This is a genomic window from Pseudarthrobacter sp. (assembly GCF_036675385.1).
In the GTDB taxonomy this organism is placed as follows: domain Bacteria; phylum Actinomycetota; class Actinomycetes; order Actinomycetales; family Micrococcaceae; genus Arthrobacter.
The window spans coordinates 18,223-35,665 of record NZ_JAKFFD010000074.1 but is presented as its reverse complement, the minus strand read 5'-3'; the positions used below and the strand labels follow the sequence as shown (position 1 = coordinate 35,665).

Here is a 17,443-nt window from a genome sequence, read left to right as displayed (position 1 = left end):
AGCAGGGGACGATGATTGTTGGACGGCATCCGCTTCATTTTGGCTCCGGTGACAGCGAGGCGCCGACGTGAGCGCGACACTAGTGGGTAGTAGTTCAGCAAACACCGAACTGGGACTATCGAGACTTAATGCGCTCACCCTAGCACCGCAGTGACTGCTGGAACCAGAGTTTCCGTTGTTGCCAATGTGAAAGATGCGTCACTGTTATCCACAGCCCGCCTCATATGACTTGGCGGCGTGCGATACGCTCCCTAGGCTGTACCCAGTTGAACTGCCTCCGCCGGGGGCGGCAGTTGTATTGGGGAACAACTTGGACGCTGTGCGAATCGTGGAAGATGAAGTCCGCGAGCTGATCCGCCGTCGGGGTCTTGATCCGCTGCGGCAGGCGGGCGAGGTCCGTCGTCTCGTCGAGGCGGCTGTCAGCGACTACGACGAACGGGCCCTGATGGGGCCGCTCCCTCCGATTGGTCCGCTGGAGGCCGCACGCAGGTTTGTCTTTGACGCGGTGGCCGGCTTCGGTGTCCTCCAGCCGCTGCTGGACGATCCGACCATCGAGGAAGTCTGGATCAACGCGCCCAACGAAATCTACGTCGCCAGGAACGGCGAGTCGGAACTGACCTCACTCAGCCTCACGGACCAGCAGGTCCGCGATCTCGTGGAACGCATGTTGAAGAGTTCCGGCCGCCGCCTGGACATGTCATCGCCCTTCGTGGACGCAGCCTTGCCTGATGGTTCGAGACTCCACGTAGTTATTCCAGATGTCACCCGCAGGCACTGGGCCGTGAATATTCGCAAGTTCGTGGTGAAGGCCAGCCGCCTGGAGCACCTGGTCGAGCTTGGAACCCTGACACCTCAGTCTGCCCGTTTCCTCGGTGCAGCGGTGTCCAGCGGACTGAACATCCTCGTGTCGGGCTCAACCCAGGCGGGCAAGACCACCATGCTCAACTGCCTGGCCGCGAGCATCGGCAGCCGTGAGCGCGTCATTACGGTCGAGGAAATCTTCGAACTTCAGTTCCCGCTCAGGGACGTCGTCGGACTCCAATGCAGGCAGCCTAACCTCGAAGGCGAAGGCGAGATCCCACTGCGCAGGCTTGTAAAGGAAGCCCTCCGGATGCGCCCGGACAGACTCGTGGTGGGAGAGGTACGGGAAGCGGAAAGCCTGGACATGCTGATCGCCTTAAACAGTGGACTTCCGGGGATGTGCACCGTCCATGCAAACTCAGCCCACGACGCTGTGACCAAGATCTGCACCCTTCCGCTACTCGCCGGTGAAAATATCTCGTCTGCCTTCGTTGTCCCCACTGTGGCATCCTGCATCGACCTCGTGGTCCACTGCAGCCGGCACGCCAACGGCCGCCGCCAAGTAACCGAGATCCTTTCCCTCGGCCGGCGGGTGGAAAACGGCATCATCGAATCCTCCATGGTTTTCGCCATGGAGGACGGCCAGCTGCAGCCGCGGGCCAACTCCATGCCCGCGGCGGAGAAGTTTTCCCGGGCAGGGTACGACGTCGCGGCGCTGCTGGAGCCGCGCTGATGGCGCCTCTGGTAGGGGTGCTTGCGGGCGCCGGGCTCTTCCTGATCTGGTGGTCGTTCTGGGAAAAGCCGGCAGCGCTGAAGCGCCGCCCGCGGGTCAGCCGCCTCGAGGACTTGCTGGCGTCCGCCGGAATCGAAAAGGTCACCGGGACGGGCCTCGTCGCGTCGGGCCTGGGACTGGGCATATTTGTGGCTCTCATCCTCTTTGTCGTCAGCCGGTCATGGCCTATATCCGTCTGCTTCGGACTCTTCGGCGCGTGGTTGCCCGTCAGCATTGTCCGGTGGCGGGCGAACAGGAGAACCGCCGTCCTACGCCAGCTCTGGCCGGACGTGGTGGACCACCTGCGCTCGGCCATCCGCGCCGGGCTTTCACTGCCGGAGGCCCTGATCCAGCTGGGGGAGAAAGGCCCCGAGGAGCTTCGGCATGTTTTCCGGGACTTCGGTGCCGACTACCGCGCGGGCGGGCAATTCGATGCATCTCTTAATAAACTCAAGGACCGACTGGCGGACCCGGTGGCGGACCGGATCGTCGAGGCACTCAGGCTGACCCGTGAAGTGGGCGGTTCGGACCTTGGGAAACTGTTGGGCACCCTTGCGGAATTTCTCCGGGAAAATGCGCGGACACGCAGCGAGCTCGAGGCCCGGCAGTCCTGGACTGTCAACGCCGCCAGGCTCGCGGTTGCCGCTCCCTGGATCGTTATGCTCCTCCTGGCCACCAGGCCTGAAGCCGTGAACGCTTACAACACGCCCATGGGAGCCGGCGTCCTCCTTGGCGGGCTCGTGGTGTCGCTGGTCTGCTACTCCATCATGCTCCGCATCGGCGCCCTTCCGCAGGACGAACGGGTGCTGCGATGAACGGGATCTCGGCGGCTGCGATTGTGTGCGGCATCGTCCTCGGGACGGGCCTGTGGCTACTCTTCGTCCGGTTGCCGTTTATGCGGCCGCTCACATTCGTCGAACGCATCGATCCGCAGCTGAAATCGCAAAACCTTGAATCGCGGTTGCTGCGGGCCAGCGGACAGAACGCCACGCCATTCGGACCGTTGGAACGGATCGTGCGTCCCCTGCTCCACGACGGACTCGCAGTCTTGGGGAAGCTGAACCTCGGGTCCAAGGCGCTGACCCGCAGGCTCGCCCAAGCCGGCATCAACAAATCACCCATAGATTTCCGGGCCGAACAGCTCCTCTGGGCCGCCGCTGGATTCGCCGCCGCCGTGGCCGCGGTGGTGCTGGGCGCGGTGGCCGGCCGGTTCAGTCCGTTCCTCGCGGTTGTGGCCGTCCTCGGAAGCGCGCTCGGCGGCTTTCTCTTCCGTGACTTCTGGCTGGGCGTCCAGATCAGCAGGCGGGAATCCCGGATGATGGCGGAGTTTCCCAGTCTTGCCGAGCTCATGGCCCTGGCTGTCGGTGCCGGTGAAAGTGCCACTGGTGCACTGGACCGCGTCTGTCGCAGTGCCAGTGGCGAGCTGGCCAAGGAGTTTTCCAAGATTCTTGCTGAGACCAGAGCGGGGAAACCGCTGGTGGAAGCGCTCCAGGAGTTTTCCTCGCGGACAGATCTGGGGCCGCTCGTCAGATTTGTCGACGGAATCATCGTCGCGGTCGAGCGGGGCACACCCTTGGCAGATGTGCTGAGGGCTCAGGCCCAGGACGTCCGGGACACCGCAAAACGGGACCTCATGGAATCGGCCGGCAAGAAAGAAATCGCCATGATGGTTCCTTTGGTCTTTGGTGTCCTCCCCCTAACAGTGGTTTTCGCGGTGTTCCCCGGCATCGCGGCCATCAGCCTCGGACTGTAGCCATGAGCATGGCCAAGCCGTCACATCCCCTAACCGCCACATGACTTACACCGCGTCATTTACACAATGAATGGGACCGAAATGAAAAACATGGGTATCTCGGGCAGCCTGCTGCTCCTCGCTTTGCTGGCCGGCCTGTGGGCACGGACCAGTGAAACTGTGTCAGGCCGGAGGTACGCCGCGACAGATCCCGACGCGCCGGCCCAAGACCACCCGGAACGTGGCGACGTTCCCGGTTGGGTGATGATCACCTTAATGTCCGCAGTCTTGGTGGCGGGGTTGCTGGCTCTCGCCGGCCCGGCCCTCGAAACGATGTTCAACCAGGCCATGGACAAGGTCGGAAAGTAATTCATGCTGGACGGCAGCCAGTGCACGTCCAGCCGGGAACCGTGCCGGTCCCGGATCGGCGCTGAGCCGGGCTGGCGCCGCGATGAATGCGGTTCTGCCGTCGTGGACTTCGTCCTCGTGGGCGGCCTGCTCACCATGTTTTTTCTGGCGATAATCCAGCTGACCCTGGTCCTGCACGTCCGCAACACACTGATCGACGCGGCAGCCTCAGGAGCACGTTATGGAACCCTCGCAGACCGGGGGGCGTCAGATGCCCAGGAACGGGCGGCGACGCTCATCGACACTTCCCTGAACGCTGAGTTCGCGCAGGACATCACCACTGCCGAAGTGATGTTCCAGGGCCTGCGGACCCTCGAAGTGACCATCAAGGCTCCCATGCCCGTCATCGGGCTGATCGGCCCCCGGGACCTGCTGGAGGTGAAAGGCCATGCGGCCATCCAGCCCTAACAACTGGCGTTCCCGCTTAGACAAGCGATTCAGCGAGGCGTTCCGCAGCGAGCACAGGGAAGAGGGGAGCGCCGTGGTCGAATTCACCTTCCTCGCGCTGCTCCTGATGGTCCCATTGGTCTACTTCATCATCACCGTGGGCCAGATCCAGGGTGGGTCCTTCGCCGTGGTCGGCGCCGCCGACCAGGCCGCGAAGGTGTTCGTCGCCCAACCGGATGCAGAGTCTGCCCAGGCTGCCGCCGAACAGGCAGCCCTCATCGCCCTCGCGGACTTCGGCCACGATGCCGGGCAGGCACGCGTATCCACCCGCTGCGACCCTGCCGACTGCCAGGCTGCGGGCACGGCCATCACCGTGACGGTCAACCTCACTGTCCCGTTGCCCTTCGTGCCATTCAACGAGGACTTCAGGCTCAAGGCCAGCGAAGTTGAAGCCTCGTCCACGCAACTGGTGGGCAGGTTCCGGTGACCCAAAAGGTGACGCACAAAGCGATCCCCAAAGCGATCCCCGAAGCCACGCCCGGCGATCCAGGTGAGGGTGGCCAGATGATCGTCATGATCATCGGTTACGTCGCGCTGGCCCTCCTGGTGGTCACAGTGGTCATCGGCATCTCCAGTGTCTACCTCGAACACAAGCGGCTGTTGTCCCTGGCCGACGGCGCCTCGCTGGCCGCCGCCGACAGCTACACCTTGGGCGAGGTCGGGGGAGAGGGCGGGAGCCCCTCAGCCGTACTGGGCCCTGGACGCGTCCGCAGCGTTGCGGCCGACTTTATCGCCCGGAGCCCGTCGTCGGCCCGGTTCGACGGGTTAGCCGTTTCAGCGGCGACCGGCAGCCCTGACGGGTCCACCGCCGTCGTGGTTCTCACCGCTGTTGTCCACCCGCCGATGGTGAACTTCCTGGTGCCTGATGGCATCAGAATTGAAGCGGCCTCCACGGCCCGTTCCCGGCTCACGCGCTGACCGGAAGCGGAGAAGCCAGGAGAAGTCCGGCACTCCGGCCGGATAGCGTAGGCTTAAACAACCATGGCCAATATTGATTTTTCCGCAGAAATCCGCGCTCTTCGCGCCACCTACACCTCCATCGAGCGAGTCAGCGATGTTGAGGCTCTGAAGGAAGACATCGCCGAACTGAGCGAACGCGCCGGCGAGCCGGACCTGTGGGATGACCCCGCCGCGGCGCAGAAGATCACCTCCCGCCTGTCGCACCGCCAGTCCGAGCTGGAGCGGCTGAACCGGCTGGTATCGCGGATCGATGACCTGGAAGTGCTGGTGGAGCTTGGCCAGGACGAGGATGACGCCGATTCCATGGGCGAAGCTGCAACCGAACTGGAGTCCATCAGGAAATCCCTGAAGGAACTCGAAGTAGTGACGCTGCTTTCGGGAGAGTACGACGAACGTGAAGCCGTGGTGTCCATCAGGGCCGGGGCCGGCGGCGTGGACGCCGCAGACTTCGCCGAAATGCTCATGCGTATGTACCTTCGCTGGGCCGAACGCCACGGGTACCCCACCACCGTCATGGACACCTCCTACGCCGAGGAGGCGGGACTGAAGTCCGCAACGTTCGAAGTCAAGGCACCGTATGCGTTCGGCACGCTCAGCGTCGAAGCCGGAACCCACCGCCTGGTGCGGATCAGCCCGTTCGACAACCAGGGCCGCCGCCAGACGTCCTTCGCCGCCGTCGAGGTCATTCCGCTCATCGAGTCAACGGACTCCATCGACATACCGGACAACGAGATCCGTGTGGACGTGTTCAGGTCCTCCGGTCCCGGCGGGCAGTCGGTTAACACCACCGACTCCGCCGTCCGGCTGACCCACATCCCCACCGGCACCGTGGTGTCCATGCAGAACGAAAAGTCGCAGCTCCAGAACCGGGCGGCAGCCCTGCGTGTTTTGCAGTCCCGGCTGCTTCTCCTGAAGAAGGAGCAGGAGGACGCTGAAAAGAAGGCGTTCGCCGGCGATGTCAAGGCATCCTGGGGCGATCAGATGCGCTCCTACGTCCTGAACCCGTACCAGATGGTCAAGGACCTCAGGACCGAACACGAGGTAGGCAACACCTCCGCCGTGTTCGACGGCGAAATTGACGACTTCATCGACGCCGGGATCCGCTGGCGCACCGACAACCGGAACGCCGAGAAGTCGTAGCTGCTGTGCCTACCCGGTAGGCCTGATCGCGCGACACACCCCCGAAGCCCCCGAAAACCGGCCAAAAGCCTGCGTATAGTCGAGGAGCCGGAGCTCTACTTCCCCCAAACGAATGCCCGTGCGCCGGCTGCAGATCTGGGCTGTATCAGCCGTGCCCTGCAGGGTACTTAGGGCCATGATCCGATTCGAAAATGTCACCAAGGTCTACGACCATACCGCCCGGCCTGCGCTGGACGATGTCAGCCTTGAGATTGACCGTGGTGAATTTGCCTTCCTCGTCGGCGCTTCCGGATCCGGAAAGTCCACGTTCCTGCGGCTGGTGCTGAAGGAAGACCGGGCCTCCTCGGGCGCCGTGTACGTCGCCGGGCAAAACGTCGCGAAGATCTCCAGCTGGCGCGTGCCCAGGCTCCGCCGCGGCATCGGCGTGGTCTTCCAGGACTTCCGGCTCCTTCCGCAGAAGAACGTGTTCGCCAACGTAGCCTTCGCGATGCAGGTCATCGGCAAGAGCCGCAGCGTCATCCGCGACACCGTCCCCGAAGTCCTGAAGACCGTGGGCCTGGAAGGCAAGGAAAACCGCCTTCCGCATGAGCTTTCCGGCGGCGAGCAGCAGCGTGTGGCCATCGCCCGTGCGGTGGTCAACCGCCCCGGCATCCTCCTCGCCGACGAACCCACCGGCAACCTGGACCCCACCACCTCCATGGGCATCATGGGCGTGCTGGACAAGATCAACCAGAACGGCACCACCGTGGTGATGGCCACGCACGACGACGACATCGTCAATGAGATGCGCAAACGAGTGGTGGAACTCAAGAACGGCGTCGTGATCCGCGACGAGGCCAAAGCTTTGTATACGTCCATGATCCCCGTGGTGGGCCAGTCCCGCCGGCTCAGGGACGCCAGCGGCCGGGACGAATCCCAGCCGCCCGTTTCAGGGGAACGCAATCCGGGCGCAGGGGAGGAGCAACGATGAGGCTCGCCTTTGTCCTCGGCGAAATCGGCAGCGGACTGCGCCGCAACGTTTCCATGGTGGTCTCGGTCATCCTGGTCACCTTTGTCTCACTGACGTTCGTCGGTGCCGCAGGCATGCTGCAGCTCCAGATCAACCAGATGAAGGGCTACTGGTACGACAAAGTCCAGGTTGCCATCTTCCTCTGCAGTGACGGTTCGACGGCGGCCGGTTGCGCCACCGGGCCGGTCACCCCGGAGCAGCAGGACAACCTGCAGACCCTGCTCGAATCACCCGCCGTGGCCCAATACGTCAACGATTTCCAGTTCGAGTCCAAGGAAGAGGCCTACAAGCACTTCAAGGACCAGTTCTCGAATTCTCCGATCGTGGATTCCGTCACGCCGGACCAGCTCCCTTCGTCCTTCCGGATCAACATGAAGGATCCGGAAAAGTACCAGATCATCAGCGAGACGTTCTCCTCGCAGCCGGGCGTCGAAACGGTCATTGACCAGCGCCAGCTGCTCGAGCGCCTCTTCTCGGCCATGAATGCCGCCTCCCTGGTTGCCGTCAGCATCGCCGGCGTGATGATTATCTGCGCCATCCTCCTGATCGCCACCACCATCCGGCTCTCGGCCTTCAGCCGCCGCCGCGAGACCGGGATCATGCGCCTGGTGGGTGCGTCCAAGCTTGTCATCCAGCTGCCGTTCATCCTTGAAGGCGTGATTGCGGCGGTCATCGGCGCCGCCCTGGCATCCGGCACACTGTGGGCGGTGGCGCACTTCTTCCTGGGCGAGTACTTGTCCAAGCAGTATCCGGATACGGCGTTTATCTCGCCGGGGCAGACGCTCATTCTTGCGCCCGCCTTGCTGATCCTTGGCGGATCTTTGGCAGGAATTTCGTCGCTCTTGACCTTACGCAGATATTTGAAGGTCTAGGCTGTGCAAACCGAACAAGGAATCCTGATGACCGAATTGCACCGAACTGCGCCCCGGCACCGAGCCGAACGCCGGCGACCTGCGGGCCGTCGCGCCGGCCTGATCAGCGGCGTCCTGGCCCTGCTCCTCGCCGCCAGCATGGGTGCGTCAGCCCCGGTGGCGCACGCCGATGAGCTCGATGACAAGCGTGCCGCCCTCGAAGCTGAGGCGGCCCGGGTTCAGCAGTCCCTGGAATTCGTGGACTCACGCATCGCGAAGGCCGCCGGCGACCTGGTGATCTATCAGGGCCAGCTGCCCGGCGCCCAGCAGGCACTGCTGGAGGCCCAGGGGCGCGTGGCCAGTGCGGTCAAGGAAGTCGAAGCGCTGACGGCGCGCGTTGACCTTGCTCAGCAGAACAAAGCCAAAATCACCCAGCAGCTTGAGGCTGACAAGCAGAAGATCGCGGACACCAAGAAGCTGATCGGCCAGATCGCCACCCAGGCCTACAAGTCCGGCGGCGTCCCGTCGAACCTGACCCTGTTCTTCGGGGCAAACAACGGCGGCAGCCTGACCGACACCATGGACCTCGCGGACCAGGCCATGCGCAGCCAGAACGCCGCCATGGACAAGCTGTCCCAGCAAAGCGCCACCAATGTGAACTCGCAGGCCCGGCTCGAAGCCGTTGAGGAGGAGATCAGGGACCTCAAAGCGAAAGCAGACGCCGCTTTGGAGCGGGAGAAGGCTGCCCGTGACGAGGCGGCCGCCAAGAAGGCCCAGGTTGACCAGCTGATCGCCGACACCGTGCGCCTTGATGCCGAACTCCAGGCAGCGAAACCTGGTATCCAGTCCCAGATGGCGGCGGTTGCAGCAAGCCAGAACTCCGTTGCCAACGAAATCGCCGAACGTGACCGCAGGCTCCGGGAGGCCTGGGAGGCCGAACAGCGCCGGCTCGCGGAGGCGGCTGCTGCCGCCGCACGGGCGCAGGGCCAGGCCGAGCAGCCGTACGCCCCGGTGACCGGATCGCCGTCGGCCTTTGGCCTGCGGCACCCGTTCTCCGGTGACGTTCCGATCACCTCCGGCTTCGGCTGGCGGTCAACGCCGCCGGGAACCATCGATTTCTACGGGCAGGGCGGATATGTCCACACCGGCATTGACTTCGGCGCGGCCTGCGGCACCCCCGTCTACGCCGCGGCGGCCGGCGAGGTGTTCTCCTCAGGCTGGAGTTCCGCCGATGGCGGCGGCTGGCGGGTGAAGCTGTCCCACGGTGTGGTGCAGGGCAACTCCCTGACCACTATCGTCTACCACAACAGCAGCGTCGTGGTCTCCAATGGCCAGCAGGTTTCCCAGGGGCAGCTCATCGCCTACTCGGGCAACACCGGCAACTCCACCGGATGCCACGCGCACTTTGAAACCTGGCTCAACGGGGCTGCCGTTGACCCGATGCGGCTGCTGTAACGCCTGTCCGCGCCTGCCGTACACTGGTATGACTCCGCGCCGGAACGGCCGGAGCCAACCAGGATCCACGAACTGAGGAGTTCCACCGTGCCCAAAGAAAGTGGCCGTAAAGTTGTGGCCACCAACCGCAAGGCCCGGCATGACTACCACGTGCTGGATACCTACGAGGCCGGCATCGCCCTGATGGGGACCGAGGTCAAGTCCCTGCGCGAAGGCCACGCCTCCATGGTGGACGGCTTCTGCACGTTCTACAACGACGAGCTGTGGATGGAGGGCATCCATATCCCCGAGTACAACCAGGGGAGCTGGACCAACCACTCCGCACGCCGCCGTCGGAAGCTGTTGCTGCACCGTGAGGAGCTCAACAAGATCTCCGTGAAGATCCGGGAATCCGGCTTCACGGTGGTGCCGCTGCAGCTGTACTTCCTCGACGGCCGGGCCAAGGTGGAGATCGGTGTCGCACGCGGTAAGCGGGAGTACGACAAGCGCCAGACCCTGCGTGAGCAGCAGGACAACCGCGAAGCCCTTCGCGAGGTCCGGGAACGCAACCGCAGGTAGGAATGATTTCCGCCGGGCATGCGTTATGATAGATAGTCCGGCAGGGATTTGTGCGTGCACAGCCCGGCCGGTTTGAAAACAAAATACGGGGATGATCGGTTTCGACGATGTTAGTCGCGACAGGTGAAGCGGGCCGAGGATGCAGAATTATCTCGTAAACGCTGTCTGCAAACCAATAAGTGCCAAATCAAACCGCACTGACTTCGCTCTCGCTGCCTAAGCAGTAAGACAGTCCGTCAGCCCGAGGTTGCTATTGCCCCGGATCCTGGCGTCATTTAGATAGCCACTGCTGCTTGCCTCCGTCATCGGGGCAAACGGGACTCTTAGATGACTGGGCCCGGATCAGCCACCTGTTTGCAGGAGGGCTGGGGCCGAGAAAGTCCGACGCAAACTGCGCCCGGAGAAGCCCTGTTAACACAACATCGGACGGGGGTTCAATTCCCCCCATCTCCACATTTTGAATGTCGCAAGACATTGCCAGAAGGCCCGGACCCCGCGTCCGGGTCTTCTGGCATTTAAGCGCCGTGTTGAGTTCCCTGTTCACCCACGGCGTAGCCGTTCCGGGACTACCGGGCGCCACCGCGTGGTTGTCCCCAATAAGCTCCGGCGCAGCAGGTCTGGAAGCCGGGGGCAGCAACGCAAGCCAGGAGGTCTGCCATGGAACAGGCGCGGGAACCCAATGCTGCAGCGGCCGACGACGGTCCGCTGGACTCGTATTCGGAGACCGTCATGCGCGTGGCTGAGACGGTCACCCCGCATGTTGCGGCCATTGAAATGACCGGCAACCGCCGTAACGGCCGGTTCCGCATGGGTGCAGGCTCGGCGGTGCTCTTCACTGAAGACGGCTACCTGCTCACCAATTCGCATGTGGTGGCCGGCACCCATCAAGGCCATGCCGCCTTTGCTGACGGCAGCCGGACCGACATTGAACTGGTGGGGGCGGATCCTTTGTCCGACCTCGCGGTGGTCCACGGCAGGGCACCGAAAGTGGCCCCGGCGCAGTTCGGCGATGCCGAGACGTTGCGGGTGGGCCAGCTGGTCATCGCGGTGGGAAATCCGCTGGGCTTGGCCGGATCAGTTACAGCGGGTGTGGTCAGCGGCCTGGGCCGTGCCATTCCGGTATGGTCCAGCGGCAACCGGCGCGTGATCGAGGACGTCATCCAGACCGACGCAGCACTCAATGCCGGCAGTTCCGGCGGAGCACTGGCCGATACGCACGGCCGCATCGTGGGAATTAACACCGCAGTGGCCGGAGCGGGGCTGGGCCTGGCCGTGCCCATCAACACCACCACGCGGCGCATCATCTCAGCGCTGCTGAAGGACGGCCGTGTCAGGCGGGCTTATCTCGGCGTGGTCAGCACACCTTTCCGGCTCAATGCCAGCGCAGTGATCAGGACGGGACAACGGGACGGGCTGCGCGTGGTGGAGGTTCTGGCCGGTTCGCCGGCAGACCGCGGGGGCCTGCGTGCGGGTGACGTCATCCTGACAGCCGGAAGCCGCCCCGTCAGCAACGCCGAGAGCCTGCAGAAGCTGCTGTTCGCCGATGCGATCGGCCAGCCGCTGCCGATCCGAGTGCTGAGGGACGGCCAGGAAGTGGACATTGTGGCAGTGCCCGAAGAGATGGCCGGGAACGGGTAACCCGCTACCGGCGCTTCTTCAGGTGCGCTACCGGGTCCTGCGGGCCTTCAACCGGGCTCTTGGCCTTCTTTTCCGCGCGTTTTTCCTTGATGGTTTTGACCGGCTTCTTGTGCAGCTGCTGGTGTGGTGACTTGTCCGGCATGGCATTCTCCTTACGACGTGGGACGGGCTGCGTCCCACTTCGTAAAATACGCCTGTTCAGCCCCGAATGTAATGCCCCGGATCAGTCCGGAACTGCAACGTCCGCGATGCCCACGAAACGGGTCCCGACGCCGTCGAACTCGCTCCTGATGAGGCCCGGCCTCAACGGCGGCACCTCATCCGGGGCATGGTGCTCGCACACCACATATGTGAATTCCGGCCACCATTTTTTGGGCCGGGCCGCTTCCTCGTAGCCGCAGACGGCACATTCCAGGTGCACCCAGACCGGACGCTTGCCGGTCCGGTTTGCCCGCGACTGGATCAGCCATGCCGGTGGGTTGTCCAGGATTTCGCCCAGCTCCGCCTCGGTCAGTCGTTTCGGGATGCCATGGCGCTGGGCCATTTCCATCGGTACATCAAGGGCAATTGCCGCGTCGCGTCTGCTAATCATCAGAGTCAACGATACGGGACCGGGACAAACCTGTTTGAGTCCCTTACGACGCCAGTGCGATGCCCACAGCCGCCGCGGCAAATCCGGCGGCCAGGTTGGCGCCGGTGTTCAGGGCGGCGGCACCGAACCGCGACTCGCTCAGGAGCCGCACCGTGGCGGTGGTCCAGGAGCTGAACGTGGTGAGCCCGCCCGCCAGGCCGGTGGCGACAGCGGTCTGCCACTCAGGGGCAAAGCCGAGCCGTCCGGTCATGCCGATGGACAGTCCGATGATCAGGCACCCGGTGACGTTGACGGTGAGCGTGGCCCACGGCCAGTGCCGCGGCCTACCGCTCGGGCTGACGGCCGTGCGGAGCCCCTCGCGGTGGGCGAACCAGCTGTCGACGGCGAAGCGCAGCAGGGCGCCCGCCATGCCGAACACTCCCACCAGGACAGCGCCCATCACCGCGCTGTCCCCGCCCGGTCACCCTGCAGCCGGTCGTTGAGTAGCCGTCCGGTCCGCCAGCCACCGGCCGCGCCGCCCAGTCCCAGCAGCAGGGACAGCCCCAGGTAGGCGATCCACACGGGATGTTCGCCGGCCCTGGACAGTTGGTCACTCGAGAAAACGACTGCTGAGAACGTGGTGAACGAGCCCAGGAATCCGGGCCCCAGGCCGGCACGGAGCCAGAATGCCGTCTGCGGCCGGGCCATCCAGACCGTAGTGAGGGCAGCCAGCACAAAACTTCCGGTCACGTTGATTCCCAGGGTGGTCCAGGGCATTGCCCCCACGGTTTCCGGAAAGGCGAGTCCCAGCCCGTACCGGAGTTCCGTTCCGGCCAGGCCGCCTGCCGCCACGGCCAGCCATGCCCGCCAGTGCGGAACGCGGGCGCTCGTCATTCAGCGGTCGCTGAGGGTGCAGCCGGTGTGGGGGTGGTCGCTGTGGACCCAGAGCGCCGCGGTGACTTCATCCGCGAGATCGTAGTCCCGCTTCCTGCCGGCGTTGCTGATCCGCACCACCAGCGCTCCGCCAAACGGCTTACGGCCCACTACCTCCACCTCGTCGTCGAGGTCAATTTCCTCGGCCGAAAGATACCGCAGCAGATCAGGGTTCTCGTCGCTGATGCGCGTGATCCGGCCGGTGTGTCCGGGATCGAGTTCGCCGAGCAGATGAGCTGCTGGCAGCAGCACCGTACCGTCCGCGGAAGGGATCGGGTCACCGTGCGGGTCGCGTTGCGGGTTGCCCAGCTTTGCCGACATGCGCTCAATAAACGTGTCCGACACCGCGTGCTCCAGCAGTTCGGCTTCGTCGTGGACTTCGTCCCAGCTGTAACCGAGCTCCTGCACCAGGTAGGTCTCAATCAGCCGGTGCCGGCGCACCATGGACAATGCCAGCCGGACCCCGGAGTCTGTCAGGGTGATGGCGCTGTATGGCTTGTGGTCCACCAGGCCATGGTCCTTAAGCTTGCGGACCATCTCCGAGACCGAGGAATTGGCCACCCCCAGGCGCTGCGCGAGCTGGGAGGACGTGATGGGTTTGTCCTGCCACTCCGTGAAGCCGTAGATGACCTTGACGTAGTCCTCGATCGAGGAGGAGGGCGCGCTGGTCTTCACGTTTCCAAGCCTACCCGGTGGTCAGCGCCCGTCACGCCTTCGTGGCCCGCCACGTCAATGTCAGGTACGGCAGGCTGATCTCCTCTTCGGCGGCGTGCCCCAGATGTTCGTGCAGGTACCAGTCGAGGTTGGCGAGGACCTTGCCGCGCGTGGCTTCGCCGGCGCGCAGGTAGTAGCTGCGGGATTTCGTCAGTTCCATGATGTCCGCCGTGCTGAGGCTGTCCTCCCACCGCGTCACATGGCTCTCGAGGCCTTCAAACTCCGGCCCCACCACCGGGCGGAACCCGGGCTTGTAGACGTCGCCCGCGTGCATGATGCGGGACAACCGGTGCACCCACGGAACAGATGTGTCCAGCTGGTTCCAGATCAGCCCGAGCGTTCCGCCGGGCCGCAGGATCCGCGCCAGTTCGGTGCTCGCCGGCAGCGGATCGCACCAGTGCCAGGCCTGCGCCACGCTTACGACGTCGAACGAGGAGTCAGCGAGTCCCGTCGCCTCTGCCGTCCCCTGCGTCGCGTCCGCCGCCGCGTAGTGGGCCCGCAGCTGTTCGAGCATGTCCGGCGACGGGTCCACGGCGGAAACCGCCAGGCTGCGTTCCAGCAGAAGAGCGGTGAACTTGCCGGTTCCGGCCCCCACGTCCACGGCGTCCGCGGCCCCGGCAGGGATCAGCCAGTCCGCTGAGTCGGCAGGGTAGCCAGGGCGTACGCGCTGGTAGTGTTCGCCGCCGTCCTGGAAACTCCGTCCGAGCTCCAGGCGGCGTCCGTGCTCAAGTCTGGGGCCACCCCGTGCCACGTGCGGCCTCCTTCAACTGTGCCCATCGGTATCCTTCGAATTTACCGCATGGGCCGCAGCCCCTGGGTCAGGCGGCGGTCAGATGGCGGCCCGGTCAGGAACCAGGGGAGGAAAGCGTCAGTCAGTCGTCAAGGCACGGAGCCGCGCCGGCGGTGCCCGGGGTGTTGGGAGCCCAGTGAGGGTACGTGCGGGTGTCGTTGGCCGGAACCCAGCGGCCCGCGTCCACCACGTAGTCCCAGCCCAGGCCGGTCCGGCGGAGTTGCTCCAGGCCGGCAAGGAGCCGCTGGGCATCCTCCAGCCGTGAGCCCACGCCGAAGCTGGCCCGCAGGGAACCGGAGGGAAGGCCGAGGCGCTTGAGCAGCGGGTGCGCGCAGAAGCGGCCGTCCCGGAGGCCAACGCCATGCTCGGCCGACAGGTACGCGGCCACAAGCCCGGCGTCGTACCCTGCCACGGAGAAGTTCACCACGCCGATGGTGCCCGTTTCGGCGTCCGTGTCCGAGAAGATCTGGTGCACGGTGACGCCGTCGATCCTCCCGAGCCCTTCCACCAGGAATGACCTGATGGCCGCCTCGTGGGCGTGCCAGCGGTCGTGGTCCAGGGATGCGATGACCTGGGTGGCGCGGGCCAGGGTGGCCGCGCCGAGGACGTTGGGGGAGCCGCCCTCGTGCCGGGCCGGACCGGTGGCCCAGCTGACGCCGTCGAGCCTTGCCTCGCGGACGGCGCCGCCGCCGGCCAGGTGGGGCGTGCCGGCGTCGAGCCAGTCGGTGCGGCCCACCAGGACGCCGGAGCCGAAGGGCGCGTAGAGCTTGTGCCCGGAGAAGGCGAGGTAGTCGACGTCGTCGGTGCTGATATTGATGCGCCGGTGCGGTGCCAGCTGCGCGGCGTCCACCACGATCCGCGCCCCGTACTCATGGGCGAGGGCGGCCAGGGCCTTGATCGGGAGGATCTCGCCGGTGACGTTGGAGGCGCCCGTGACCGCGAGGAGGCTGACGTTGCCCTGCTCAAGTTCGGCGCGGAGGACCTCGAGGGTCCCCACGATGGTGTCCGCGGCGACGACGCTGCGGTGCGGGACTCCCTGCCACGGCAGGAGGTTGGCGTGGTGTTCGATGTCCAGGTAGAGGACATCGCCATTGGGCCGCCCGTCCGTCGCCGGCAGGCAACCCGCCAGCAGGTTCAGCGAGTCGGTGGTGTTCCGGGTGAAAATGACGGAGTCGTCCGGGCGTCCGCCCACAAAGTCGCGCACGATGTCCCGGGCGTTCTCATAGACGGAAGTGCTGATCTGGGATGCGTAGCCGGCGCCGCGATGGACGCTGGCGTAGAACGGCAGGATCTCGTTGAGGTAGGCCGACACCACGGAGAGGGCGGGAGCGGATGCGCCGTAGTCCAGGTTTGCGTACCGGATGTGGCCGCCCTGGATCAGCGGTGCCTGGATTTCCGCGCCGGTGACGGCAGAGAGGGGGCGGCCGGCAATGGCGGCGGCATCGTTGAACAACGCAGCGGCCTTGGCGGGGCCAGCGTTGCTGGGAGAAACAGTGCTGGGGGAGACGGTGGCAGTTGTCACGGAGACCTCACTCTAAAAGGACTCCCGGTAACGGGAATCCGCGCTTGCCGTGTCCATTCCGGACCGGCCTGGTCGTCACCCGGGGCACCCCACCGCGAATGGAGGGTTGCCGGCCAGCAAACCGGGGTTTAGCGCTGGCACTCGTGACCTGTTAAGAAGCCTAGAACATCCGCCGCTGCAGAAAGGAAGCTCGGCCCAATGTTAAGGACTTTGTTACGCGCGTTTGAGGAACAGCCTCATTTGTCGAAGATACGACGGCGGACGCCCCCTTGAGGAGGCGTCCGCCGTCGATAGTTCGAAGAAAGCGCCTAGAGGAGATCGTCCAGATTCGGGTTCAGCCGCTTGAGCACCTCTGAGTGCAGGATGGAGTTCGTGGCCAGGGCGTTGCCGCCGAACGGCCCGTCCTGTCCCTCCAAGGAGGTGAAACGGCCGCCGGCTTCCACCACAATGGGCACCAGGGCGGCCATGTCGTACAGGTTCAGTTCGGGCTCGCAGGCGATGTCCACGGAACCTTCGGCCACCATGCAGTAGGACCAGAAATCGCCGTAGGCGCGCGTGCGCCACACGTCCTCGGTCAGGCCCAGGAACTCATCCAGGTTGCCGCGTTCCTTCCAGCCGCCCAGGCTGGAGTAGGACAGGGAGGCATCCGAAAGTTTGGAGACGTCCGAGACGCGGAGCCGCGTTGCGGCGGCAAGGGACTTGCCCATGTACGCGCCGGAACCCTTGGCGGCCCACCAGCGTTTGCCCAGCGCGGGCGCGCTGACCACTCCCACCACGGGTTCGCCTTCGTCCACGAGGGCGATCAGGGTGGCCCAGACCGGGACGCCGCGGACAAAGTTCTTGGTGCCGTCGATGGGATCAATGATCCAGCGGCGGGAGCCATGGCCCGAACTGCCGAATTCCTCGCCCAGCACGGCGTCGCGCGGACGCGAGCGGGACAGCTGGCCGCGGATGGCTTCCTCCGCGGACTTGTCCGCGTCCGTTACCGGCGTCAGGTCCGGCTTGGTCTCGATGCGGAGGTCCAGTGCCTTGAAGCGGCTCATGGTCTGGTCATCCACGGAATCTGCCAGCACATGGGCAAGGCGCAAGTCATCGTTGTAGCTCGAAGCGGGTTGGATCATGGTTCCAAACTACCGTCTCAG

21 protein-coding genes, 1 other RNA gene and 1 riboswitch are annotated in these 17,443 nt (G+C 64.9%); of the genes, 14 read left to right on the top strand and 8 right to left on the bottom strand.

Annotated features, from left to right (window positions below):
* Window positions 1-310 precede the first annotated feature (310 nt).
* The 14 genes from V6M49_RS06290 (at window position 311) to V6M49_RS06225 (ending at window position 11,771) form a co-directional block, all read left to right on the top strand.
* Complete coding sequence (locus V6M49_RS06290; RefSeq protein WP_056343673.1) at window positions 311-1,534, top strand: CpaF family protein; 1,224 nt, start codon at window positions 311-313, stop codon at window positions 1,532-1,534.
* Window positions 1,534-2,388, top strand: a complete 855-nt coding sequence (locus tag V6M49_RS06285) for a type II secretion system F family protein (protein WP_332760573.1) — start codon at window positions 1,534-1,536, stop codon at window positions 2,386-2,388. Before V6M49_RS06290 ends, V6M49_RS06285 begins: the two co-directional genes overlap by 1 nt.
* Window positions 2,385-3,326 (top strand): type II secretion system F family protein, encoded by a 942-nt coding sequence (locus tag V6M49_RS06280; protein ID WP_141141009.1) that lies wholly within the window; start codon window positions 2,385-2,387, stop codon window positions 3,324-3,326. The genes V6M49_RS06285 and V6M49_RS06280 overlap by 4 nt, the downstream gene beginning before the upstream one ends.
* Before the next feature lie 81 nt (window positions 3,327-3,407).
* A complete protein-coding gene (locus V6M49_RS06275) occupies window positions 3,408-3,674 on the top strand; it encodes a hypothetical protein (RefSeq protein ID WP_332760572.1) in 267 nt (88 codons plus the stop codon).
* 3 nt (window positions 3,675-3,677) lie between these two features.
* The gene (locus V6M49_RS06270) at window positions 3,678-4,121 is read left to right on the top strand and encodes a TadE/TadG family type IV pilus assembly protein (protein ID WP_332760571.1); all 444 of its coding nucleotides are present in this window, start codon (window positions 3,678-3,680) and stop codon (window positions 4,119-4,121) included.
* A gap of 73 nt (window positions 4,122-4,194) precedes the next feature.
* On the top strand, window positions 4,195-4,587 hold the full coding sequence (locus tag V6M49_RS06265; RefSeq protein WP_141142115.1) for a hypothetical protein: 393 nt from the start codon (window positions 4,195-4,197) through the stop codon (window positions 4,585-4,587).
* Window positions 4,588-4,664: 77 nt separating this feature from the next.
* A complete protein-coding gene (locus V6M49_RS06260; protein WP_442959700.1) occupies window positions 4,665-5,078 on the top strand; it encodes a pilus assembly protein TadG-related protein in 414 nt (137 codons plus the stop codon).
* 63 nt (window positions 5,079-5,141) lie between these two features.
* Window positions 5,142-6,260, top strand: a complete 1,119-nt coding sequence (gene prfB / locus V6M49_RS06255) for a peptide chain release factor 2 (RefSeq protein ID WP_058931963.1) — start codon at window positions 5,142-5,144, stop codon at window positions 6,258-6,260.
* Between the two features lie 175 nt (window positions 6,261-6,435).
* Window positions 6,436-7,230: a cell division ATP-binding protein FtsE gene (gene ftsE / locus V6M49_RS06250; protein WP_141141007.1), complete on the top strand. Its 795-nt coding sequence runs from the start codon at window positions 6,436-6,438 to the stop codon at window positions 7,228-7,230.
* A complete protein-coding gene (gene ftsX / locus V6M49_RS06245) occupies window positions 7,227-8,141 on the top strand; it encodes a permease-like cell division protein FtsX (RefSeq protein WP_248759934.1) in 915 nt (304 codons plus the stop codon). Before ftsE ends, ftsX begins: the two co-directional genes overlap by 4 nt.
* Window positions 8,142-8,168: 27 nt before the next feature.
* Entirely contained in the window at window positions 8,169-9,575 is a 1,407-nt protein-coding gene (locus V6M49_RS06240) for a peptidoglycan DD-metalloendopeptidase family protein (protein WP_141141006.1), read from the top strand.
* Between the two features lie 87 nt (window positions 9,576-9,662).
* Complete coding sequence (smpB, locus tag V6M49_RS06235) at window positions 9,663-10,133, top strand: SsrA-binding protein SmpB (protein ID WP_056343258.1); 471 nt, start codon at window positions 9,663-9,665, stop codon at window positions 10,131-10,133.
* 87 nt (window positions 10,134-10,220) lie between these two features.
* Window positions 10,221-10,589: a transfer-messenger RNA gene (ssrA, locus tag V6M49_RS06230) on the top strand.
* A 201-nt stretch (window positions 10,590-10,790) separates the two neighbouring features.
* Complete coding sequence (locus V6M49_RS06225; protein WP_332760569.1) at window positions 10,791-11,771, top strand: S1C family serine protease; 981 nt, start codon at window positions 10,791-10,793, stop codon at window positions 11,769-11,771.
* Window positions 11,772-11,775: 4 nt separating this feature from the next.
* Here the strand turns inward: V6M49_RS06225 and V6M49_RS06220 are convergent, their stop codons facing one another.
* The 8 genes from V6M49_RS06220 to hisN all read right to left on the bottom strand — a co-directional run bounded on the left by V6M49_RS06220 (window position 11,776) and on the right by hisN (window position 17,422).
* A complete protein-coding gene (locus tag V6M49_RS06220; RefSeq protein WP_167349845.1) occupies window positions 11,776-11,913 on the bottom strand; it encodes a hypothetical protein in 138 nt (45 codons plus the stop codon).
* An 81-nt stretch (window positions 11,914-11,994) separates the two neighbouring features.
* Complete coding sequence (locus tag V6M49_RS06215; RefSeq protein ID WP_056343264.1) at window positions 11,995-12,363, bottom strand: hypothetical protein; 369 nt, start codon at window positions 12,361-12,363, stop codon at window positions 11,995-11,997.
* Between the two features lie 43 nt (window positions 12,364-12,406).
* Window positions 12,407-12,802 carry a fluoride efflux transporter FluC gene (locus tag V6M49_RS06210; RefSeq protein ID WP_332760568.1) on the bottom strand — a complete coding sequence of 132 codons (396 nt, stop codon included), beginning with the start codon at window positions 12,800-12,802 and terminating at the stop codon, window positions 12,407-12,409.
* Window positions 12,802-13,236, bottom strand: coding sequence for a fluoride efflux transporter FluC (locus tag V6M49_RS06205; RefSeq protein WP_141141004.1), 435 nt, complete (start codon window positions 13,234-13,236; stop codon window positions 12,802-12,804). Before V6M49_RS06205 ends, V6M49_RS06210 begins: the two co-directional genes overlap by 1 nt.
* The gene (locus V6M49_RS06200; protein WP_141141003.1) at window positions 13,237-13,950 is read right to left on the bottom strand and encodes a metal-dependent transcriptional regulator; all 714 of its coding nucleotides are present in this window, start codon (window positions 13,948-13,950) and stop codon (window positions 13,237-13,239) included.
* Window positions 13,951-13,981: 31 nt separating this feature from the next.
* Window positions 13,982-14,740 carry a class I SAM-dependent methyltransferase gene (locus V6M49_RS06195; RefSeq protein ID WP_332760567.1) on the bottom strand — a complete coding sequence of 253 codons (759 nt, stop codon included), beginning with the start codon at window positions 14,738-14,740 and terminating at the stop codon, window positions 13,982-13,984.
* 121 nt (window positions 14,741-14,861) lie between these two features.
* Window positions 14,862-16,301, bottom strand: coding sequence for an aminotransferase class V-fold PLP-dependent enzyme (locus V6M49_RS06190; RefSeq protein ID WP_332760566.1), 1,440 nt, complete (start codon window positions 16,299-16,301; stop codon window positions 14,862-14,864).
* Between the two features lie 35 nt (window positions 16,302-16,336).
* A riboswitch (SAM riboswitch) is annotated at window positions 16,337-16,450 on the bottom strand.
* Window positions 16,451-16,609: 159 nt separating this feature from the next.
* The gene (gene hisN, locus V6M49_RS06185; protein ID WP_058931973.1) at window positions 16,610-17,422 is read right to left on the bottom strand and encodes a histidinol-phosphatase; all 813 of its coding nucleotides are present in this window, start codon (window positions 17,420-17,422) and stop codon (window positions 16,610-16,612) included.
* Window positions 17,423-17,443: the final 21 nt, after the last annotated feature.

Excerpts from the sequence above, each read along its gene's own strand:
- V6M49_RS06285 (WP_332760573.1), top strand. The coding sequence starts at position 1,534 with ATGGCGCCTCTGGTAGGGGTGCTTGCGGGCGCCGGGCTCTTCCTGATC.
- V6M49_RS06280 (WP_141141009.1), top strand. The coding sequence starts at position 2,385 with ATGAACGGGATCTCGGCGGCTGCGATTGTGTGCGGCATCGTCCTCGGG.
- V6M49_RS06275 (WP_332760572.1), top strand. The coding sequence starts at position 3,408 with ATGAAAAACATGGGTATCTCGGGCAGCCTGCTGCTCCTCGCTTTGCTG.
- V6M49_RS06270 (WP_332760571.1), top strand. The coding sequence starts at position 3,678 with ATGCTGGACGGCAGCCAGTGCACGTCCAGCCGGGAACCGTGCCGGTCC.
- V6M49_RS06260 (WP_442959700.1), top strand. The coding sequence starts at position 4,665 with ATGATCGTCATGATCATCGGTTACGTCGCGCTGGCCCTCCTGGTGGTC.
- prfB (WP_058931963.1), top strand. The coding sequence starts at position 5,142 with ATGGCCAATATTGATTTTTCCGCAGAAATCCGCGCTCTTCGCGCCACC.
- ftsE (WP_141141007.1), top strand. The coding sequence starts at position 6,436 with ATGATCCGATTCGAAAATGTCACCAAGGTCTACGACCATACCGCCCGG.
- ftsX (WP_248759934.1), top strand. The coding sequence starts at position 7,227 with ATGAGGCTCGCCTTTGTCCTCGGCGAAATCGGCAGCGGACTGCGCCGC.
- V6M49_RS06240 (WP_141141006.1), top strand. The coding sequence starts at position 8,169 with ATGACCGAATTGCACCGAACTGCGCCCCGGCACCGAGCCGAACGCCGG.
- V6M49_RS06225 (WP_332760569.1), top strand. The coding sequence starts at position 10,791 with ATGGAACAGGCGCGGGAACCCAATGCTGCAGCGGCCGACGACGGTCCG.
- V6M49_RS06220 (WP_167349845.1), bottom strand. The coding sequence starts at position 11,913 with ATGCCGGACAAGTCACCACACCAGCAGCTGCACAAGAAGCCGGTCAAA.
- V6M49_RS06215 (WP_056343264.1), bottom strand. The coding sequence starts at position 12,363 with ATGATTAGCAGACGCGACGCGGCAATTGCCCTTGATGTACCGATGGAA.
- V6M49_RS06210 (WP_332760568.1), bottom strand. The coding sequence starts at position 12,802 with ATGGGCGCTGTCCTGGTGGGAGTGTTCGGCATGGCGGGCGCCCTGCTG.
- V6M49_RS06205 (WP_141141004.1), bottom strand. The coding sequence starts at position 13,236 with ATGACGAGCGCCCGCGTTCCGCACTGGCGGGCATGGCTGGCCGTGGCG.
- hisN (WP_058931973.1), bottom strand. The coding sequence starts at position 17,422 with ATGATCCAACCCGCTTCGAGCTACAACGATGACTTGCGCCTTGCCCAT.